This window comes from Lysinibacillus sp. RC79 (assembly GCF_041262405.1).
Taxonomy (GTDB): domain Bacteria; phylum Bacillota; class Bacilli; order Bacillales_A; family Planococcaceae; genus Lysinibacillus.
The window spans coordinates 57,020-76,816 of record NZ_JBGCCD010000007.1 but is presented as its reverse complement, the minus strand read 5'-3'; the positions used below and the strand labels follow the sequence as shown (position 1 = coordinate 76,816).

Below are 19,797 nucleotides of genomic sequence, written 5' to 3'. Positions count from 1 at the left end.
TCACTCCATTTATTCAAATAATGGCAATACCTTTTTACCGAAAATTTCCGCTTCCTCTTTATGAGGGAAGCCTGATAAAATAAAGTGCGTTACACCGATATCAATATACGCTTGCAATCCTGCTTTTACTTGCTCTGGTGTACCAACAATAGCGGTTCCTGCACCTTTCCGAATTTTACCGATACCAGCCCAACTGTATTGATCAAATCGCTCGTTTTCAGCAGTAAGGACGTTCATTCTTTTTTGAGCCACCGAATCTACCGTTTCATAATATCGATTAAGATTCGATTGTACAGGGTTTTCAATTTTACTAATAATGTTATAAGCAGCATCCCAAGCCTCTTGTTCTGTATCCCGTACAACTATATGAATTCGAATACCGTACTCTAATTGACGATTATACTTTTCCGCTCTACTTTCAACATCTTGAATTTGCTCCTGAATGCTCGCAATGGGCTCCCCCCATTGCAAATAAACATCTGCAGCTTTAGCAGTTATTTCCTTAGCTACATCGGAAGAACCTCCAAAATAAATAGGAATACCTTTTTCTTGATAAAGAGTAGGAATCAACTTTCCTTCAGTTACCTTAAAAAACTCGCCATCATGATGAAACGATTCTCCTTGCCATGTTTTTTTCACTACAGTTAAAAATTCATCTGTACGTTCATAGCGTTGTTGATGTGATAAATAGTCACCGTCTTGTGCTAGCTCTTTTTCTGAACCGCCCGTTACAACATTGACCAACAATCTTCCTTTCGAAAATTGATCTAAAGTTGATGCCATTTTAGATGCAACTGTCGGTGATACAAAGCCAGGTCTAAACGCTATTAACGGTTTTATATACTTTGTCTGATGAATGATAGCAGACCCTACGAGCCATGAATCTAAATAAGGAATACCTGTTGGAATCAAAATCCCTTCAAATCCTGCTTTTTCTGCCGTTTGAGCTACATCTACTAAATACTCAAAGGTCGGCTCTCTTTCAGGCTGCTTTAACCCTAAATACCTTCCGTCTCCATTTGTAGGAGCAAACCAATAAAAATGTGGTTTCATAGTTCTCTCTCCTTACCTAATTAAATTCTTCAACAAGCTTTAACAATCGATCCTTTTCACTATAGTTTTGATATTGCGCTGCAAAGGTACGAACAGGATCACCTGAATAAAAACGTTCATATAATTCGTGACGCGCTCCAAGCTGACTACCTATTAAATCCCAAGCTAGTTTAATAAATTTGGTTCTTGCAAATGCACTTGTATGTGTACCTCCATAATACGCCTGTAACTTGTCACCTATTGGCCCATTGATTTCTTGAATAGTAGACGGCACTTGCAATAATCCGCTTGCTCCAATTTGCTGTAATATTTCCAAAGCACGTGGATAATAACGCGTACCTAAATTTCGGGCAGTCGTTAAAAATCGTTGTTTAGGTAGATAAATCCCATTGTGTTCGATAGCTTCATATTCAGCCGCATTTAATAAGCTCTTTATAGTTTCTAACTGTATGATTAACTCACTTAACTTCTCTTTTACATGTAAAAACTCCGTCGCTCCAGCTGTTTCCGCTAGTTCGTTGCCAATTGCTACTACAGATTCTAATTTACTAATCAGGCGTACAACCGTTTGATGCTGACTTAACAAGGATGATGCCGTTTCAATTCGTAGCTTCCAAGCTAATTCAGGATCTTCTGCTACCAACACCCTCTCCCAAGGGATTAGAACATTATCAAAAATTAAGACAGCATCCATTTCATCAAAACGAGAGCTTAAAGGGTGGTTGTTTGTATCAGTAGAAGCAAACGATTCACGACATACCATATGCAGCCCTTGAGCTGAGGTTGGAACATAAAATATATTTGCCATCGGTGCTTCGTCTAACCCTCGCTTATGATAAGAGGTTATGAGAAGTTCATCTACATATGGTGCTGCTGTAGCAATTGTTTTGGCACCGCTCACAAAAACTCCTTCTTCATTTTTAGTAACTACACGTAATTTTCCGTGCTCTATCTCTTCAACAGATTTTGAACGGTTTTTTTGTGGATCATGTGCAGCTACCGTTGATAATAAATCTAAATCACGTGCCACTTCGTATAGTTTTTCAAGCTTTGTTGCAATGCCCGGTGACAAAACATCTAATTGTTGTCTACTTGCATACCAACCTACTAACTGCGAACGAGAATATTCGGATAAACGGCTCATTACTCCAAATGTTTCATCTACCCAGCATTTATAAGCTAAACTTTTCCTTTTCAAATCATTGATTGATGTTGGAACTAAAAAAGATAAATGGGCATTTGTACCTTTTTCCGTTTCATACGTTAAAATCGATTTTGTCGGCTCCACTGTTTGTAAATTTAATAAATGCTGTATTGTTTGAACAGTCCCTTTAAAGGCCTTATGTTTTTCAAAATTATCAACAATCTCCCCATCTAACCAGACTGTTCGCCCATTATTCAACCTCTGCAAATACGGAATCGGCGTATTCATCTTCGTTTACCTCCCTTTCAATTAAATTATTCAAGAAATGATTTAACTTATTTTTCAAATAGGACTTATCATAAGTTTCATACTGCAATGCATAAACGCGCGTTGGATCTCCTGTGTAGAACCGCTCGTATAAATCATGACGTGAGCCAAGTTGACTGCCAATAAGTTCCCATCCGATTCTAAATAACTTTTCTTTTGTTCGTGCATCCACCTTTGCTCCTTTATAGTATTTAGAAAATAATGGGTATAATTCGTGATTTTCTAGAATCGGAGATGACGATAATTGAATAAATCCTCCTGCACCAATCTGCTTTAAAATATCTAGAGCATGGCCATAGAAATGGGTACCTAAATTTCTTGCTGTTTGTAGAGGAGTAATATTAGGTAAATAAACATTCTGCTCATTTAAATGCCCTTCTTTTTCTGATGAAATTAATAAAGCTTCAATACTATCAATTTGTGTATAAAGCTCCCCTATTTTTTCCTGAACATGTAGAAAGTAATCTGCACCAATTGATTGAGCTATTGCCGTTGTAACTCCAGCAATAAATTCTAATTTTGATAGTAAACGAACCACCGTTTGATGCTGCGCTAGTGCATCGAGTTGCTGATGACGATGAGCTTTCAACACGCCCTCAGGTGAACCCTTAATAAGCACCCTATCCCAAGGAATTAAAACATCGTCAAATAATAAAACAGCGTCCATTTCATCAAATCTTGAACTTAATTTATGATGCTCTTTATTTGAAGCAAATGATTCTCGACAAACAATTTGTAGTCCAGGTAAGTTTAATGGCACAATAAACATATTTGCTTGTGCTATTTGATTTGATGATAATTTTTGCGGAGAAGTGACAATGACATCATGTGCATAAGGAGCACCAGTTGCAATCATTTTAGCTCCACGTACAACTACCCCCTCCTCGGTCTCCCGTATAATACGCAATAATGCATCTTCATCTTGCTCTTCTGCTGGTTTCGAACGATCAATTTGAGGATCCAAAATTGCAGTAGTAACAATTCGCCGTTCATCTCTAGCTACCTCATAATATTTCGTTATTTTTTCAACGAATCCAGCATCATATTGCGCAAACTGATGACGATCCAAATAGTATCCGGTGATTAGAGAATTAGCATAATCTGATAAACGGCTCATCACCCCATAGGTTTTATTCGACCATAAAGCAAATGCTTTTTTTCGCTTTATTAAATCCTCATAGCTATGTGGAATATAAAATGCACTATGAACAAATCGATTACTTTTCGGACTTTTAAAACCTGCAATGCTTTGATTGTTCTCATCATCTAGAAGTGCTAATAAACACGTGATAGTTTCTAATGTTCCCGTAAAGGCAGGATGAGTTGTTACGTCCACTTTTACTCCGTCCAGCCACACACTTCTCCCATCTTTCAAACTTCCACTAAAAGACATTTGTTATCTCCAACTCCTTTTTCATGAACACAAAAAACTCCCACCAAATCTCCTTCGCAAATCTTCGCTTAAGATATCAATGAGAGCTCCATTTTCATGGTCACTATGAATATTTTTTATGGCCTAAAAAACAAAATCGGAGCTTTTAGTCCTAAAACCAAAGCTCCGATTTATTCAGTCGCCACATTATATAAATTAATTTACATATTAAACCAAACAAAACCGATAAGTCAAGTATATTTTAAAAATCATTTAATCAATTATGCCCCGGCATAATTACGCCCGGAGGCTTTAGGTCAACACGATGTTGGTCACTCAGGCGTTTTCACAGGATGTGAAGTTCTTAGCCTGAGTTCCTCTATTTCAGTGGCTGTTTGGACACCCCCTGAAAAGTGACTTAAAACCACATTCATCTCACCACCTATAGAGGCAGGAGACTTCTGTAGCTGACGCTTTGCTTTCGCTACCAAAACACTTGTAACTGCCGTTTCACTTTCGTTACATAAAACACTTGCTGAAAGAAGTTAAAAACTTATTGATTTATAAAAAAGCGTTTGTTATAATCCTACTAATCCAATTGGTATTAAAATAATTACTGACCGGAATCACCGGAGGCGTGTAAACAATTGTCGTTTACGCGTTTTTTTATTGCTTATATTTAGTAGTCAGTGTCAATATTACTTTTTTAGATAATGGAGGGCAAAATAATGAAACAATTTCTTTTCCTTTTAAGTACCATGCTATTGATATTAGTGTTAGCAGCTTGTAATTCAAACGGAACTGCACAAGATACATCAAATAAAACAATTAAAATAGGTTTTACACCCGGTCCATACAGCGACCAATTTCAGTATGGCATTGCACCGATACTAAAAGAAAAAGGATATACAATTGAAACAATTGAATTCAGTAATATTATCCAGCCTAATATCGCTTTGGGAGATGGCTCGATTAATGCTAATATTTTTCAGCACACGGCCTATTTGGAAAACTTTAAAAAAGAGAAGCATTTAGATTTGACAGAAATACTTAAAGTTCCTACTGCACCAATGGGGGTCTATTCGGACCGTTTTGATTCTATCGACAGTTTAGAAAAAAATAAAGAATATACAATAGCAATTCCTAATGATCCAGCTAATATTGCACGTGCTCTACGAATCTTAGACGATCTTGGATGGATTGAACTAAAAGAAGGTTATTCACCCACTACAGTGAGTAAACAAGATATCACTAAATACGTATACACCATTGAATTCGTTGAAATGGAGCAAGCACAATTGCCACGTTCACTGTCTGACGTAGATTTTGCACTTGTAAACGGTAACTTTATTTTGTCATCTGGAAGAAAACTATCATCGAACTTAGCATTAGAGAACCCAACCTTCGAATACCAAAACCTATTAGCAGTTCGCACTGAGGATAAAGATAAAAAATTTGTAAAGGATTTAATTGAAGCATATCATTCTGCAGATTTTCAAAAATTTATTGAATCCAATAAAGACTACGAAGGATTTCACCGACCAGATTATTTTAAAGACTAATTCTTTATGAAATTTAAAAGATGACGTGCTTTTAAATAAGAGCACGTCATCCACAATTTTGAATTTTATTTTACTAATTGCATAGCTGGACCAAAAAATTCATAATGAATTTTTTCGTCTTTCACGCCAATCTCATGTAAATTTTTAATGACCGCTTCCATAAAGCCAACTGGTCCACATACGTAAACATCTGCATTGTTGGCTACTTTTTCAGCTAAAAATTCTTTTGTGATTTTCTTATCTTCATCTGAATATAACGCTGTGTATGTTGCATTTGGAAGCACATTTACTTTCTCTTTAATATCATCGCTAAATGCTACAACTTTTTCATTGCGTGCACATTGGATAAAGCTCACTTCATTTGCCGCATCATCTTTTAACGATTGCAGCATACTGTTTAATGGTGTTACACCGATACCACCACTTACAAATGTAATTGGAGCAGAAGTTTCTTCTAAGACAAATAGTCCTGCTGGAACACTTACATCTACTAAATCTCCGACTTCTAATACGTCGTGAATAAAGTTAGATACTTTACCATTTGGCGTATGATCGCTTTCACGTTTTACAGAAATACGATAGCCATCTTCTGTACTTGCTTGCGAAAGTGTATATTGACGGTTCATTAAATATTCTTCGCCTGGCACTTTCACACGGATGCTGATATATTGACCTGGTTCAAAAGCCGGTAGAGGAGAACCATCTTCATTTTCAAAGTAGATAGATGTAACAAGTTCACTTTCTACTACTTTTTTCGCCACTTTCAATGGTTTAAATAAGCGCCATCCGCCATTACCTTCTGCTTTTTGATATAGCTCTTCTTCTACTTGAATGAAAATATCTGCAATTAGGCCATATGCTTCAGCCCAAGCATTAATAATATCATCTGTTGCTGCATCACCAAGCACTTCTTTAATCGCTTTTAATAAGTATTCTCCTACTATTGGATAGTGCTCAGGTAAAATACCTAGACTACGGTGTTTATGAGCAATTAACATCACCGCTGGTAAAATAGCTTCTAAATTTTCAATATGAACTGCCGCAGCATAAACTGTGTTTGCTAATGCCGTTTGCTGACGACCTTTTTCTTGATTTGTATGGTTAAAAATATTTAATAATTCTGGATGAGCTTGAAACATATTTTTATAAAACGTTTTAGTAATTTCCACTCCATGAACTTCTAATACAGGAACTGTTGTTTTAATAATTTGTACTGTTTCTTGTTTTAACATATCGCTTACCACCCTTTCGTGATTACAATATAACGCTCTCACCTTTTAAAAGCAATATATAAAATACATCTTTAACAAAATGGACATAATTAATGTATTTTAAATACATCTTTAAAAAAGTATTGAATTTATAATACTTCAAGGTAAAAATGCTATAATTATTTTGAACTATAGAAAGTAGGGTGTTCTTATGCGCTTAACTTTATACACAGATTACTCTCTCCGAACACTCATATATTTGGGTGCGAAGGAAGATGGCCAATTATCAACTATCCAAGAAATTTCAAATGCTTATAATATATCGAAAAACCATTTAATGAAGGTGACACACCAACTTGGATTATTGGGCTATATTGAAACGATTCGAGGGCGTGGTGGAGGAATTCGCCTAGCAATTGATCCAAAGACCATTACAATTGGTGAAATCGTGCGTCATACAGAAGAGGATTTTCATCTTGTCGAATGCTTTGACAAAGAAAATAATCTATGCAAAATCGCACCAGAATGTCAGCTAAAAGGCGTATTATACGAAGCATTACAAGCTTATTTAACAGTCTTAGACCGCTATACGCTTGATGACTTTTTACATTCGAAAGAAAAGTTGATGGCACTGTTGCTTGGCGAATAAAAATACCCGCACAACTCAAGTTGGACGGGTATTTTTTATGTCTATATTATTTTACAATGCCTTTGAAAAGAAAATCATATCTAGTGCACGAATTCCATTTTCATAGATTGGCTCTGGGTAATTACTGAAAAAATCTTTTTCAATTGCTTCCATACGAAAACCTGCTTTTTGATAGAATGCAATATTATCAATACTAGAATTGGCAGTTCCAACAATTATCGTATGATATCCTTGTGAGTGACAAACCGTTGTTATTTGTCGCAGTGCTTCTTTCCCAAGCCCTTTACCTTGATACTTCGGTACAATCGCAATATTTTTTAACTCGACTGTCGAATCAGACTGTGGAAGAAGTAACGCTACACCCGCTAATTCTTCACCACATTTAATTTCGTATAATTCACCGTCATTTAAATATTCTCGAACAGCGACTTCACTTTCATCAGCTAATAATAATTGTGGTATATAGTCTTCCCGCACACCTTCCACTTTCTTTAAGGATGTACGATATCGAACAAAATCTCCGCGCTCAAAAACATTTAAAACACACGGCTGCTTTTCTTTGATTTCTAGCCATGAATGCTCTTGCGGAAAATCATTCTCAACTCCTAATCGAATAAAAGACAACTTTTCCTGTGCTTTTTGTGAGCGTATATTAACCTTTCTAGCGCCTGCAAAAACACGCTTTAGCCCCAACTCAAAGAATGCAATATCTAAAATCGCAATTTTTGCTTGAAGATTATAGCCTTTTCCCCAAAATTCATAGCCCAGCCATGAGCCAATATGACAGCTCTTTTTAGTGTGATCAATAAACATTAATGCCGTCACACCAATAAGTTGTCCTTCCTCATCCAGAACAACACGAGGGACTGTCTTTCCAGCTTCTTCGTCTACACATTCACGTTTAATAAAATTTATCGTATCTTCCACTTTGCCAGCAGGTAACCCTAGTGCATCTCGAACCTGTGGCATAGAAGACAGTGCATGCATCGCTTCAGCATATTTTAAATCGTGTCTCACTAAAGTTACTACCATATGCTATTCTCCTTTTAACATGATTAAGCCTCATTGCAACGGATTTTTATCGTCCTCTAGTTGCATAAGAGCTTATTCCGTCTATTTTTCATGTCTATGGCTCATCACCATAACGTGAGGTTGATTTCCGTTCCGACTGGGCGCTTTCTTGGAGTCGCCCAGTCTCCACTCCAATCAACTTATACACATAGTATACGTTTTAAAAAAATCATCCCTAACTTTTGACGACAAGGTATATTCATTTATCCCTAAATTTAATTATACGTTAGTTGCCAGGATACACCGAAGCGATCCTGAATCCAGGCAAATTTCTTAGAAAATCCATAATTATCAAGTGGCATTAACGCCTGACCACCCTCTAAAATTTGAGCAACTAGACTGTCGATTTCTTCTTCAGACTCACATTCCATAAAAATAGAAGTTGACGGTGTAAACGTAAAGTTATGCTGTATTACACTATCATTCACCATCATTTTCAAACCCTTTAAATGAAGAACAGCCATCGCAACTTGTTGTGAGTTTTCCATATAAGTTAAGCTTTCCACCTGTAACTCTGAAAACCACTGTTGATATTGCTGAATAGCTTCATTGGCTTGTCCCTGAAACATTAAAAATGTAGTGGCACTTTTCATTTATTTAACTCCCCTTCATATTTTATAATCCATTGTTCTGGTGTCATTTTCGAAACAAGCTCTCCAATTAATTCATACGGAATATTTTTAGTGCTTGTAAAACGAATACAGCTTTTCCCCATATTGAGCTTCGTCGATACTCGTTTCGCATATTCCTCCTGGAACCAAGAGAGTAACGCTTGATCTGCATAAATGCCCATATGATAAACTGCAATATGACGTTTTTGTGCAGCAAGACTTATAAAGGGCAATGGAGTATTTGGTGTAACATGATAGCCCTTCGGATAAGTAGATAACGGGACAGCGTAGCTTATCATGTCATAATACATATTTTCTTCAAAACCCTCTGGTAAATTGCTTTCTACCACTTCTACAAGTTTGGCAAAACTCTCCCGCCATTTTTCATCCACTTGCTCAATATATGTGTTTTTCATACTCTACCCTCTTTTCAACATAGTATTATTGCTAGGTGTGTATTTTTATTAATTAGAAGACTCATTCCATAACGAAGAATTGATTTCCGTTCCGACTAGGCACTTTCCTGGGGGCGTCCGATGAGCCGCTTCGCTCCAGGGTCTCGGGCCAACAGATGTTTTTTGCGCGAAAGCGAAGCGGCAGCGGCACCGATGTTGGTCACGAAGGCGTTATCACAGGAAGTGATGGTTTTAGCCTTCGTTCCTCTATCGCTGATCCCCAAGGAGTCGTCTAGTCTACACTCCAATCAACTTAAATATTTAATCGCTCCGCTAGATAATCAATCCTAGTTGCTAACCCTCTGCCTTCTTTCACAAGCTAGGCTAATGATAGGATTGCCAATTATAGCATCATTTAAAGGAATCAATAAAGCCTCTATGTTATTTATGCTTTACCCTCTGCCTTTGCTTTTCGGTATAATTCCTTTGTTTTGTAGCCCAATCTAATAATTTCACGCATCTCCTCTAAGCGTGCTACTTGCGTCTCTTCCTTTTTCGCACTATAGATATAACGAGCCCAGTCCTTTTGATAACCCGGTGTTAATCCATCGTAAAATGTTAAGTCATCCGGATTTTCCGCAAGTGAATCACGCAATTGAGGAATCATACCTTCATAGTCACTAACGCACTGACTACTCGCTGTCTTCTTCTTGCCACGTCCCTTGCCATCTCTCTTTATACTTAATATAGAAAATGTCTCATCTAACGACATAAGACTTGCAAATTTATAATCACTGTCAACAATGTATTTTTCCTCGTCCACTTGAATTGCTGGGAAGATTTCATCGCGATGGATAAATTGTTCATACTTCTTATTACCCTTTTTCGGATAAACAAAAAATAAATAGCCCTGTTCCGCGAGAGTGTTTAACTTTAGTGCATTTTGTAAATACATTATCATTTCATCTATATTAAACACAAAGGTAATGATTCGATCATGAGGTGCATTTCCTGTTTGGGATATTCCCTCTAGTACCAAATCCTGTGGTTGATTATGAATGGCAATGGACAGTCCATCATTAATTTTAAATTTCTTTTGCATAGCTTTGACACCTCTTCTAATTATCAATACAATTTTCTCTTAGTTTTGATAGTATAGCTGATTTAGTGAAATTTTCGTATAAAAAAAACGCTCGAACATTTTCTCGAGCGTTAAAAGTTTACAACTACTTTATTTTTGTAGTCGCCACTATTCCTTTAATAATCGGAATGGCTGTTCCAATTAGCACGATTGGTAAGAACCACCAGCCAAGACTATTTGCCTCCCCAAGTGCAATACGTACCATTTGGAATGATATAGCTGCAAATAAAATTAGACAGAGGTTTTTTGTTTCATTCAATACTTTACGGCTATTCAAATAAAATGCCTCTACATTACTTTCATTTAAGCGTGCTGGGTAATTATGAATATGGGGAGCTCTTTCAATGAGCCCTAGAAAAATCCATAGAAATATTCCAATTAACGGCAGTATGAATAATTCTATTTTCGAACCCCAACGATCAACTTCTCCCACACCATTAAAATGACCTGGAGTCTTCTCGGGGAGTTGGCCCCACATTGCAAAAATATATAGGATGGACAGTACAAATAACCCGCCACCGATAAAATTCCAAATCTTTTCATATTTCGTTTTCGACAATTTCAAAATTGGCCTATACATCTTCCCACATCCTTGCTTATTGCTTATTGCGTATTCCTTTTTCTATTTTACGTTACTACAGTTCAATTAGTTTCAAATTTATGCAAATTGTCACAATTGTTTGTGATATATAGGTAACTATCCGCTTTTACTAACAGTAAAACAGCAAATTACTCCGCTTTTTTTATCATTCTACCCACAACTAATTTCCTTATTATTCCTATTGAATATAGTAAAAATACTCATAATACTTTGTAAAATTCATATAATCTGATATAAATGGTATATACATATTTCATTTTTTTGTAACATTTCTACTAAGATACTGAGAAAGGAAACAACAACTATGCGATTTACTATCTACAAGAAGTTAATACTTGGTTTTTTTATTGTTATTTTAGTATTAGTTGGCACAATCGGATTAAATTTTAAACAGCTTAATTCCGTAAACAAGACATATCGTGTGTTACTTGAAGAACAAACAACTAAATCTATTAGTATTCAAGAGCTACGCGTAATTGCTAAACAAGAAATTGTAAGTATGAGAGGTTATCTATTACTTGGGGACAAGCAAAATTTCCAAAGTAATACGACGTCCCGTGAAGAATTTAAAAAGAAATATGATGAATTAATGGCATCGTTCGATTCTCAAAAATCTACTGAATTATTAGAGGCCATCAATAAAAGCGAGCAAGATGCCCAAGAGTTCGCAGATCGAATGTTTTCATTAAAGGCTGCTGGAGAAACAGAGCAATACGAAAAGCTTGATAGCACACAAGGCCGACTAATTATTAAACAATTCGATGAACGTGTAGCTAACCTTGCGAACTACCAAGATGAGCATATAAAAGGTAAAATCGCTGCTACATCAAAAGAAATTCAAGCTATTAAATTCCAAATGATTATCCTTGGCGTGTTTGCCGTTGTTATTAGTCTGATAATTGCTGTTGTCATGGGAAGCCTTATTTCCCGCCCTATCAAAGGTATGGCAAAGACTGCGAAAAAGATTGCTGAGGGCGATTTAACAGCCGAACAAATTCACATTAAGAATCGTGATGAGGTAGGTGATTTAGCACTTGCCTTTAATCAAATGGCGATAAACTTAAAGGACCTTATTACAAATGTACGTCATAACACCGTGCAAGTAAGTGGTTCTGCTGCTGAATTAACCGCAAGTGCTGAACAAACAATCCAAGCGACAGAACAAATTACTTCCTCTATACAAGAAGTAGCAAGTGGCTCCGAAGCTCAAGGAAAAAATGCTACTGAAAGCTCAACAGCTATGAAAAATATGACAAAAGGCATTCAACAATTAGCTGCGACTACAGCTGCCGTTTCAGAACTTGCTATAGAGACAAATACTGAAGCTAATAAAGGAAATGATTCGCTACACCGCGTTATTACACAGATGGACACCATAAATTCAGCAGTTTTAGAATCTGCTAGCGTTGTGAAAAATTTAGAAAACCATTCTGTTGAAATCGGAAATATTATTGGTCTCATTACGGATATCGCAGAGCAAACAAATTTACTAGCACTGAATGCTGCAATTGAGGCAGCACGTGCAGGGGATCATGGTCGTGGCTTTGCAGTAGTTGCCGATGAAGTGAAGAAGTTAGCGGAGCAATCCAAACAATCTGCTGAACAAATTGCAACTTTGATTTCAGAAATCCAACAGAATACAAACCGTGCCGTAACTGTTATGGATACTGGTACACAAGAGGTACAGGTGGGTATGCAAGTTGTAAAAGTAGCTGAGGAAGGCTTCTCAAAAATCGTTGAACTGATCGAACAAGTATCCCACCAAATTCAAGAAGCAACAACAGTTTCTGAGGAAATGTCATCGAGTGCTGAGCAAATCTACGCATCCTTCGATGAAATTGCAACAATTGCAAAGATGTCTTCATCTAATTTGCAAAATGTAGCTTCTGCTTCTGAGGAACAACTAGCGACTATTGAAGAAGTTGCCGCTTCCGCTGCTACATTATCAAACATGGCCGAGGAATTACAAACACAGGTTTCGCGTTTTAAGGTGGAGTAAAAAGTCTTTTCAAGAAGCTTGTTTTATTAAAGTTATCGTTTATCCATAATAAATCTCCCGAATTACATTTGTTAATTAAATACAATTCGGGAGATTAACTTTTTTATGTCTTTTGAATCTAGTATACGTCATTCCATGATTTCATTTATTAAAGCCTTGGGAGCCTACAACTGCTCGGGTAACCGAAAAATCTGATCAGGTACTGCCTACAAATGCTCGGGTTACCAAGAAATCCGAGCAGGTACTACCTCTTATTTGTACTTTTCATTTAATGAATTTAGCATGTCAATTACTGCAGTTTCGTCACTTGGTACTTGTAACGATGCAAGCTCACGTACTTTATGCTCTCCTACACAAACGCTTGTCTTCGCCTTTACAAACATGGAGGCATCGTTCGCATCATTTCCAAACGCGATAAATTCACCTTCAGCGACACCTAATTTCATTAAGCCATTCCACTTATCAATGCCAGTAGGACTCATATCTACAATATTTTCTGCACTATGCTCGTATAATGAGATAGGCAACTTCTGTAATTCAGCAAATATTTCTTTATGTTGCTCTCCAGGAAATAAAACAATTTTTACGATATCCTTTAGTTCATGTAATGAAACGTTTTTCGCAAGCTTTAGTGGATCTAAATTTTGATAAATTGGATGTGTCTCACTACCTGTATACGCATAATCCCAATCACCGTCTACTAAATAAGGTAGTTGAAAGGTAGAAATTATATTTTGAATCTCTTCTACAATCTCTGCTGCAAATGCTGTTACCTCAACAGTTTCTCCGTTCCGTGCAACAAATGCACCATTTCCCCCTACCATTGGAAATTTTCTCATTGTTTCAGGTAATACAGGCAATAAATCACGAATCGGACGAGCTGATGCAAATATGATTTCATGCCCATTCTCTATACAAGCTTCTAGAGCATTTTTAATTCCTTCACTTAATGGTTGACCCTTAAAACAAATCGTACCGTCTAAATCAAATACAAATTTCATTGTCACGCCCTCTTTCTAAACTGTTAATTGCCCATTTATTATCTCATAAATATTTACATTGATTGTGAAAATAATGATCATCAACATATCGTGGGGTTGATTTCCTAGGGGTGTCCGATGAGCCAAAATTAAGAGTGTTTTTTTCATTATCAAATGATCGATTTCATAATAAATTATTGAGCTTCTTATAAGACAGAAAAAAAATAATTTTTAGAATATTATTGACATTTCAGAGATATCGAAGTATTATTGCTTTCAACAACACATTATTGTAGGCCAAGATTGGAAATAGTAGAAATGCAAGTGTACTTGTAGAGAGTCGGTGGTTGGTGCAAACCGATAGACACACATTTTGAACTCGTCCATGAGCCACTCCCTGAACTTTGAGTAAGGGACGTCGGTTTCCTCCGTTAACAGGATAGACAGTGATAGCTGTCGATAAGGGGACTTTTTCTGTCATGAGAAAGTCAATTAGAGTGGTACCGCGAGCATAAACTCGTCTCTATATTTTTATATAGAGGCGGGTTTTTTTATTGATTCCAAAAAGTTTATTGGCCTAAGTGTGTATTTCGTCTCTAGCCGCAGAGCTAACGGTTCAAAGCAGAGACAATATCAATATAATGACAACTACTACAAAAGGAGTGTTTGAAAATGGGAAGAAAAATTTGGGTGTTTGATACAACTTTACGTGATGGCGAGCAAGTGCCAGGTGCAAAACTGAATTTATACGAAAAAGTAGAGATTGCACAGCAACTCAAAAAATTAGGCGTCGATATTATCGAAGCTGGTTTCCCTGCTTCATCACAAGGTGATTTTGATGCAGTTAAAGCTGTCGCACAGAAAGTTGGTAACACAAGTGACATTATGATTACTGCTTTAGCACGTGCTGTACAGGCAGATATTGATGCTGTTTATAACGCTGTAAAATACGCTGAAAATCCGATGATTCATATGGTGCTTGGTACTTCTGACATTCATGTTGAGAAGAAATTTAGCAAATCCAAGGATCAAATTCTACAAATTGGCGTTGATGCAGTAAAATATGCAAAAACACTTCTACCACAAGTCCAATATTCAACAGAAGACGCATCTCGTTCTGATTTCGAGTATCTTTGGAAAACCATCGAAGCCGTCATGAAGGCTGGTGCCACAATGATTAATGTACCTGACACAGTCGGCTTTGCAGAACCGGAAGAATTCGGAGCAATGATTTATAAACTAAATGAACGTATGAAAAACTTAGACGATAGCGTTTTACTAAGTGTTCATTGCCATAACGATCTTGGTATGGCAACCGCTAACACGCTTGCTGCGATTAAAAACGGCGCAGATAAAGTAGAATGTACAATTAACGGCATTGGCGAACGCGCAGGAAATGCAGCATTAGAAGAAGTCGTCATGGCGTTGAAAACACGTAGCTCTGTATACAATGCTGAGACACGTATCAATACAAGAGAAATTATGAATACGTCTCGTCTTGTTTCAAGCTTTATGGGCTTAGACGTACAAGTAAACAAAGCAATTACTGGGGATAATGCTTTTGCCCACTCATCTGGTATTCATCAAGACGGCCTTCTTAAATCTCGTGATGCCTATGAGATTGTGCATCCAGAAGATGTAGGTCTTGATGATATGGAGCTTGTTCTGACAGCTCGCTCCGGGCGTCACGCGGTGAAAAATGCCCTTGAAAAACTTGGCTTCTCAAATCTTTCTACAGATGAATTTGAAGGGATTTTCGAAGGCTTTTTGAAACTTGCTGATGCTAAGAAAGAAGTTTACGATCACGATTTATATGTTATTGTGGAAAGCTATTATGAAAAACATGACGCAAACAATGCTAATGCCACTCATTATAGTGATCAGTTCTTTGACTTCGATGATTTACAAGTCGTCAGCAACGCTAGCTTCCCTTCAGCAAGTGTGAAAGTACGTAAAGGCGGGGAGATATTTAAAGCAAGTGCAGTTGGCTCAGGTCCGATTGATGCCCTATATTCAGCGATCGCAGAAATTACAAACATTGATGTGAAACTTGTAGAATATAATATCAATAGCGTTTCTCGTGGAAAAGAAGCGCTTGGTAAAGTAAAAATTACAATCGAGCATGAAGGTGAAAAATATATCGCAAAAGCTGCGGATACAGATATTTTAAAAGCGAGTGCGCTAGCTTATATTAATGCTATCAATAGTATTGTTGTTGCTAAATTAACGCCTGTTATGAACTAATTAAATAGTTAAAAGCAGTATGACAATATTGAGTCATACTGCTTTCATTTTTATCGGCTACCCTCCACTAACTTTTGATATTCCGCTTCAATTAATTCAACATCAAGACGTTCAAAGAGTGGTGTCACTTCGTTAATGCTTGCTGGTAAGTCCACTTGCTCATGCCACATCACTTCATTGATTCCTAACATTTCCCTTACCTTCTCAGCTGAAAACGGTAAAAATGGATGCAACAGCTGTCCAAGATTAGCAATAATATAAACACACGTTGCTAGTGTTCGATTTCCAGCTTCTACATTCTCTTTCACCTGTAGCCACGGCTGCTGCTCGTCAAAATAACGATTAGCCGCACGAATATATTCAAAAATAGCCTCTAAAGCTTGCTTAAAATGACCTGCTTCTATATGAACCCCAACATCATTAAACAGCTGAATCGTTTGTTTTCGGATAGTGTCATCTACCTTAGCTTGAGGCACTCGGCTACCAAACGATTTCTCTAAAAACTTCAATGTTCGATTGACAAAATTACCGTAAGCGCCTAGTAATTCACCATTATGACTATAAATAAATTCTCGCCAAGAGAAATCAGTATCACGATTTTCTGGCGCATTCATTGTTAAAAAATAACGAATAGAATCTGCATCGTATCGGCTTAAAATATAAGGTACCCATACCGCCCAGTTTTGGCTCGTCGATAATTTTCGTTTTTCTAATGTTAAATACTCGTTTGATACAATATGTGTAGGTAAGGCCTTTGCTCCTATCCCCATAAGAATGGCTGGCCATATAACTGTATGGAACGGGATATTATCCTTACCATGTACATAATACGAAATCGTTTCTTCATTCCACAAATCTTCAATCGCTATTTGATGCTGTTTTGCCCATTCAATACTCGCTGTTAAGTAACCTGCTACTGCTTCAATCCACACATATATTTTTTTGCCTTCAAAACCTGGTACGGGCACATCTATACCATTTGGTAAATCTCTTGTTACAGCGCGGTCCGGAACCCCTTCTGCCAAGTAACGTTCTGTTAAACCTAAAGCATTGTCTCGCCAGCGTTTTTCCGCCTTTGCCTCCGCTAAATAAGTCTCCAACCTCCCTTGAAACTGACTAAAAGCAAAATAAAAATGCTCTGTCTCCCTGATAATTGGCTCATTCCCACAAATTTTACAGCGTTTATCGATTAAATCGAGCGGATCTAAAATTGTTGAGCAATTATCACATTGATCACCACGCGCCTTCGCACCACAGTTTGGACAAATCCCCTCTACAAATCGGTCCGGCAAAAACTGCTTGTCCGTTTCACAATAGGCTTGTTCAATTTTCTTTTTGTATAAAAAATTGTTCGCTAGTAGCTGTAAAAAAATTGTCTTCACAGATTCATGATGGTGCTGAGCGTCTGTTCTCGTATACAAATCATAGGTAAACCCTAAATCTTTGAAGCATCTTGTAAACTCCTCGTGATAATGATTAGCAATTGCTTTCGTTGTCGTGTTTTCCTGTGCAGCCCGAATAGAAATCGGTGTGCCATTACAATCACTTCCCGAAACATATAAAACCTTCTCGCCCTTTTGTCGGTAATATCTAGCCAAAATATCACCTGGTAATAATGCGGCAACATGCCCTAAATGCAAAGAACCATTTGCATATGGCCACGCTCCTCCAATAACAATTGTCATCTTTAGTTGCTCCCCTCGAAAAAAAGTGTAGATCAATTACGCCTCGGCGTAATTGCGTCTGGATTTTGAATTGTGCTAGCACAATTCTTCCTTTTAAAATCCATGACATCCGCCGGAGGCTTTATCTTTATTCAGGTAAGCCCTGAATGAAGATAAAAAAAACGCCCTAATCAAAATTGATTAGGACGAGTATACCCGTGTTACCACCTATATTTACAAATAGCTCACACTATTTGCCTCCATCAGTACGTCTCATCTTAAATGAGAGATACTGCCGCTGTTGTAACGAGTGCCCATCTCGTCGTAATCTACTCGCAAACTTGCTTTCGGTACGAAGCTCAAAGGTCATTTTCAAAAGGGGGCATTTACCTCATTTCCACCAACAGAGGCTCTCTACATAATGCTTACCCAATTTACTTTTCCTTATCAATGCTTTTACTATAGATTTCCACCATTTTACTCTTTCTACCGTTGAATTGCAATGCATGTCGATAAATGACTGAAAGTTCTCGATAAAATGAAAAAGTTAGGCGATAAATCAAAAAAGTTGGGTGATAAATCATTCTATCTTCTCGATAAATCAGAAAATGTAGTCGATAAAATTTTATCCTATCTTTATATAAAGTAACTCTTTTAAATCATCGATGACTATGTCTGCTTTCTGTAATTCTGTTTCCTGCGCAAAGTCAAAACGTACACCAACAGAGAGTAACTGATTGTCATGAGCCGCCTGAATATCAGAAGAACGGTCACCTACAACCGCTCCGCGTTCAATGGCATTTTCCTCGATTACCTTTTTCACTAAATCAGATTTATGACCGCTCGAAATGGACTGAATACTATATGTACCTTTGATAAAACGCTGTAATTGATAGGTTTCTACTATTGCTTGTAAATACTCGGTTTGTCCATTACTGGCAATGAATAAATCATAGTTTTCTGCCAAAGTAGCAAGTGTTTGCTCTGCATTTGGATACATTGCGCCCTGGCGATTACGTATTTGTTCAATAAGCTTAACATGGAATAATGCATTGCTTTCTTCACGTGTCTCTAGCGCGTGCATAGGACATAACGTTGCCCAGACAACAGGTAATGGAACCCCCATAATTTCGCGGTATTTCTCTATTGGTGTTTCACCCTGCCACAAGCCTTTTGCACGTAACACATCGAACGTTGCCGATAATGCTGGCTCTAATATTAGATTTGTCTGAAATAAAGTACCATCCATATCAAAAATAATAGCTTTTTTCATAAAATCACCCCTTCTAATAATATCAACGTTTTCATTAGAAGGAGTGTTGCAGCCATTAGACATCAAAAAACTCCATATGCGTTTTTTCCTTCTTATAGTAATCCAATCGATCCTGTAAAGCCCCTGTATGACATTCGAATTTATGACCGTCTGGATCTGTAAAATAAATCGATTTTTTATCTCTTATATCTCTTTGTCTTCCTTCCAGAATATTGACATTATACTGGACTAACTTTTCATACATGTCGTCAAAATCATCCTCATGGATAGAAAACGCTATATGTGTATAGGATTGATGTATTTCATTGCGTGGAATATCCTTTTCTACATTCAGGGCAAGCCACAGCCCATTTACATCAAAATAGGCTGTACTTCTACCTTTCACTAATAATTTTGCGTCAAAAACCTTTTCATAGAATGCGATGGATTGCTCTAAATTTGAAACCGAAAATAATAGATGATTAATATTCTGGATTGTCATGCGTGTGCCCCTCCAACTA

Annotated in this window: 17 protein-coding genes and 2 other annotated features; of the genes, 4 read left to right on the top strand and 13 right to left on the bottom strand. The window is 37.2% G+C overall.

Going from position 1 to position 19,797, the window contains the following annotated elements; translation table 11 throughout:
• Positions 1-9: 9 nt before the first annotated feature.
• Genes ABH968_RS09145 through ABH968_RS09135 form a run of 3 tightly spaced genes read right to left on the bottom strand, consistent with a single transcriptional unit; the run spans position 10 to position 3,917 of the window.
• On the bottom strand, positions 10-1,053 hold the full coding sequence (locus tag ABH968_RS09145) for an LLM class flavin-dependent oxidoreductase (protein ID WP_370043750.1): 1,044 nt from the start codon (positions 1,051-1,053) through the stop codon (positions 10-12).
• A gap of 16 nt (positions 1,054-1,069) precedes the next feature.
• Positions 1,070-2,485: a 4-hydroxyphenylacetate 3-hydroxylase N-terminal domain-containing protein gene (locus tag ABH968_RS09140; protein WP_370043749.1), complete on the bottom strand. Its 1,416-nt coding sequence runs from the start codon at positions 2,483-2,485 to the stop codon at positions 1,070-1,072.
• Positions 2,448-3,917 carry a 4-hydroxyphenylacetate 3-hydroxylase family protein gene (locus ABH968_RS09135; RefSeq protein WP_370043748.1) on the bottom strand — a complete coding sequence of 490 codons (1,470 nt, stop codon included), beginning with the start codon at positions 3,915-3,917 and terminating at the stop codon, positions 2,448-2,450. The genes ABH968_RS09140 and ABH968_RS09135 overlap by 38 nt, the downstream gene beginning before the upstream one ends.
• Positions 3,918-4,624: 707 nt before the next feature.
• On the opposite strand from ABH968_RS09135, the gene ABH968_RS09130 reads away from it, so the two are divergent.
• The gene (locus ABH968_RS09130; protein ID WP_370043747.1) at positions 4,625-5,458 is read left to right on the top strand and encodes a MetQ/NlpA family ABC transporter substrate-binding protein; all 834 of its coding nucleotides are present in this window, start codon (positions 4,625-4,627) and stop codon (positions 5,456-5,458) included.
• A 65-nt stretch (positions 5,459-5,523) separates the two neighbouring features.
• On the opposite strand, the gene hmpA is transcribed toward ABH968_RS09130, so the two are convergent.
• Positions 5,524-6,690, bottom strand: a complete 1,167-nt coding sequence (hmpA, locus tag ABH968_RS09125) for an NO-inducible flavohemoprotein (protein WP_370043746.1) — start codon at positions 6,688-6,690, stop codon at positions 5,524-5,526.
• 190 nt (positions 6,691-6,880) lie between these two features.
• Between hmpA and ABH968_RS09120 the strand changes: the two genes are divergently transcribed.
• A complete protein-coding gene (locus ABH968_RS09120) occupies positions 6,881-7,318 on the top strand; it encodes an Rrf2 family transcriptional regulator (protein ID WP_249074816.1) in 438 nt (145 codons plus the stop codon).
• Positions 7,319-7,369: 51 nt separating this feature from the next.
• On the opposite strand, the gene ABH968_RS09115 is transcribed toward ABH968_RS09120, so the two are convergent.
• The 5 genes from ABH968_RS09115 to ABH968_RS09095 all read right to left on the bottom strand — a co-directional run bounded on the left by ABH968_RS09115 (position 7,370) and on the right by ABH968_RS09095 (position 11,116).
• Positions 7,370-8,350, bottom strand: coding sequence for a GNAT family N-acetyltransferase (locus ABH968_RS09115; protein ID WP_370043745.1), 981 nt, complete (start codon positions 8,348-8,350; stop codon positions 7,370-7,372).
• 254 nt (positions 8,351-8,604) lie between these two features.
• Positions 8,605-8,982, bottom strand: a complete 378-nt coding sequence (locus ABH968_RS09110; RefSeq protein WP_370043744.1) for a VOC family protein — start codon at positions 8,980-8,982, stop codon at positions 8,605-8,607.
• Positions 8,979-9,416 carry a DUF1801 domain-containing protein gene (locus tag ABH968_RS09105; protein ID WP_370043743.1) on the bottom strand — a complete coding sequence of 146 codons (438 nt, stop codon included), beginning with the start codon at positions 9,414-9,416 and terminating at the stop codon, positions 8,979-8,981. Before ABH968_RS09105 ends, ABH968_RS09110 begins: the two co-directional genes overlap by 4 nt.
• 424 nt (positions 9,417-9,840) lie before the next feature.
• On the bottom strand, positions 9,841-10,497 hold the full coding sequence (locus ABH968_RS09100) for a YdeI/OmpD-associated family protein (RefSeq protein ID WP_370043742.1): 657 nt from the start codon (positions 10,495-10,497) through the stop codon (positions 9,841-9,843).
• A 124-nt stretch (positions 10,498-10,621) separates the two neighbouring features.
• Positions 10,622-11,116, bottom strand: a complete 495-nt coding sequence (locus ABH968_RS09095) for a DUF1648 domain-containing protein (RefSeq protein ID WP_370043741.1) — start codon at positions 11,114-11,116, stop codon at positions 10,622-10,624.
• Positions 11,117-11,441: 325 nt separating this feature from the next.
• Here ABH968_RS09095 and ABH968_RS09090 point away from each other — a divergent pair, with 325 nt between their 5' ends.
• A complete protein-coding gene (locus ABH968_RS09090; protein WP_370043740.1) occupies positions 11,442-13,136 on the top strand; it encodes a methyl-accepting chemotaxis protein in 1,695 nt (564 codons plus the stop codon).
• Between the two features lie 251 nt (positions 13,137-13,387).
• Here the strand turns inward: ABH968_RS09090 and ABH968_RS09085 are convergent, their stop codons facing one another.
• Positions 13,388-14,137, bottom strand: coding sequence for an HAD-IIB family hydrolase (locus ABH968_RS09085; protein ID WP_370043739.1), 750 nt, complete (start codon positions 14,135-14,137; stop codon positions 13,388-13,390).
• Positions 14,138-14,406: 269 nt separating this feature from the next.
• Positions 14,407-14,644, top strand: a binding site (T-box leader).
• 144 nt (positions 14,645-14,788) lie between these two features.
• On the opposite strand from ABH968_RS09085, the gene ABH968_RS09080 reads away from it, so the two are divergent.
• Complete coding sequence (locus tag ABH968_RS09080) at positions 14,789-16,360, top strand: 2-isopropylmalate synthase (RefSeq protein WP_370043738.1); 1,572 nt, start codon at positions 14,789-14,791, stop codon at positions 16,358-16,360.
• A 50-nt stretch (positions 16,361-16,410) separates the two neighbouring features.
• Here ABH968_RS09080 and metG read toward each other — a convergent pair whose 3' ends face one another.
• The 3 genes from metG to fosM all read right to left on the bottom strand — a co-directional run bounded on the left by metG (position 16,411) and on the right by fosM (position 19,778).
• Positions 16,411-18,045, bottom strand: coding sequence for a methionine--tRNA ligase (metG, locus tag ABH968_RS09075; RefSeq protein WP_370043737.1), 1,635 nt, complete (start codon positions 18,043-18,045; stop codon positions 16,411-16,413).
• A gap of 178 nt (positions 18,046-18,223) precedes the next feature.
• Positions 18,224-18,484 (bottom strand) — a binding site (T-box leader).
• Positions 18,485-18,649: 165 nt separating this feature from the next.
• Positions 18,650-19,297, bottom strand: a complete 648-nt coding sequence (locus tag ABH968_RS09070; RefSeq protein ID WP_370043736.1) for an HAD hydrolase-like protein — start codon at positions 19,295-19,297, stop codon at positions 18,650-18,652.
• Positions 19,298-19,352: 55 nt separating this feature from the next.
• Positions 19,353-19,778, bottom strand: coding sequence for a FosM family fosfomycin resistance protein (gene fosM, locus ABH968_RS09065; RefSeq protein WP_370043735.1), 426 nt, complete (start codon positions 19,776-19,778; stop codon positions 19,353-19,355).
• Positions 19,779-19,797: the final 19 nt, after the last annotated feature.

Excerpts from the sequence above, each read along its gene's own strand:
- ABH968_RS09070 (WP_370043736.1), bottom strand. The coding sequence starts at position 19,297 with ATGAAAAAAGCTATTATTTTTGATATGGATGGTACTTTATTTCAGACA.
- metG (WP_370043737.1), bottom strand. The coding sequence starts at position 18,045 with ATGACAATTGTTATTGGAGGAGCGTGGCCATATGCAAATGGTTCTTTG.
- ABH968_RS09080 (WP_370043738.1), top strand. The coding sequence starts at position 14,789 with ATGGGAAGAAAAATTTGGGTGTTTGATACAACTTTACGTGATGGCGAG.
- ABH968_RS09085 (WP_370043739.1), bottom strand. The coding sequence starts at position 14,137 with ATGAAATTTGTATTTGATTTAGACGGTACGATTTGTTTTAAGGGTCAA.
- ABH968_RS09130 (WP_370043747.1), top strand. The coding sequence starts at position 4,625 with ATGAAACAATTTCTTTTCCTTTTAAGTACCATGCTATTGATATTAGTG.
- ABH968_RS09090 (WP_370043740.1), top strand. The coding sequence starts at position 11,442 with ATGCGATTTACTATCTACAAGAAGTTAATACTTGGTTTTTTTATTGTT.
- fosM (WP_370043735.1), bottom strand. The coding sequence starts at position 19,778 with ATGACAATCCAGAATATTAATCATCTATTATTTTCGGTTTCAAATTTA.
- ABH968_RS09145 (WP_370043750.1), bottom strand. The coding sequence starts at position 1,053 with ATGAAACCACATTTTTATTGGTTTGCTCCTACAAATGGAGACGGAAGG.
- ABH968_RS09110 (WP_370043744.1), bottom strand. The coding sequence starts at position 8,982 with ATGAAAAGTGCCACTACATTTTTAATGTTTCAGGGACAAGCCAATGAA.
- ABH968_RS09115 (WP_370043745.1), bottom strand. The coding sequence starts at position 8,350 with ATGGTAGTAACTTTAGTGAGACACGATTTAAAATATGCTGAAGCGATG.
- ABH968_RS09120 (WP_249074816.1), top strand. The coding sequence starts at position 6,881 with ATGCGCTTAACTTTATACACAGATTACTCTCTCCGAACACTCATATAT.
- ABH968_RS09135 (WP_370043748.1), bottom strand. The coding sequence starts at position 3,917 with ATGTCTTTTAGTGGAAGTTTGAAAGATGGGAGAAGTGTGTGGCTGGAC.
- ABH968_RS09105 (WP_370043743.1), bottom strand. The coding sequence starts at position 9,416 with ATGAAAAACACATATATTGAGCAAGTGGATGAAAAATGGCGGGAGAGT.
- hmpA (WP_370043746.1), bottom strand. The coding sequence starts at position 6,690 with ATGTTAAAACAAGAAACAGTACAAATTATTAAAACAACAGTTCCTGTA.
- ABH968_RS09095 (WP_370043741.1), bottom strand. The coding sequence starts at position 11,116 with ATGTATAGGCCAATTTTGAAATTGTCGAAAACGAAATATGAAAAGATT.
- ABH968_RS09100 (WP_370043742.1), bottom strand. The coding sequence starts at position 10,497 with ATGCAAAAGAAATTTAAAATTAATGATGGACTGTCCATTGCCATTCAT.
- ABH968_RS09140 (WP_370043749.1), bottom strand. The coding sequence starts at position 2,485 with ATGAATACGCCGATTCCGTATTTGCAGAGGTTGAATAATGGGCGAACA.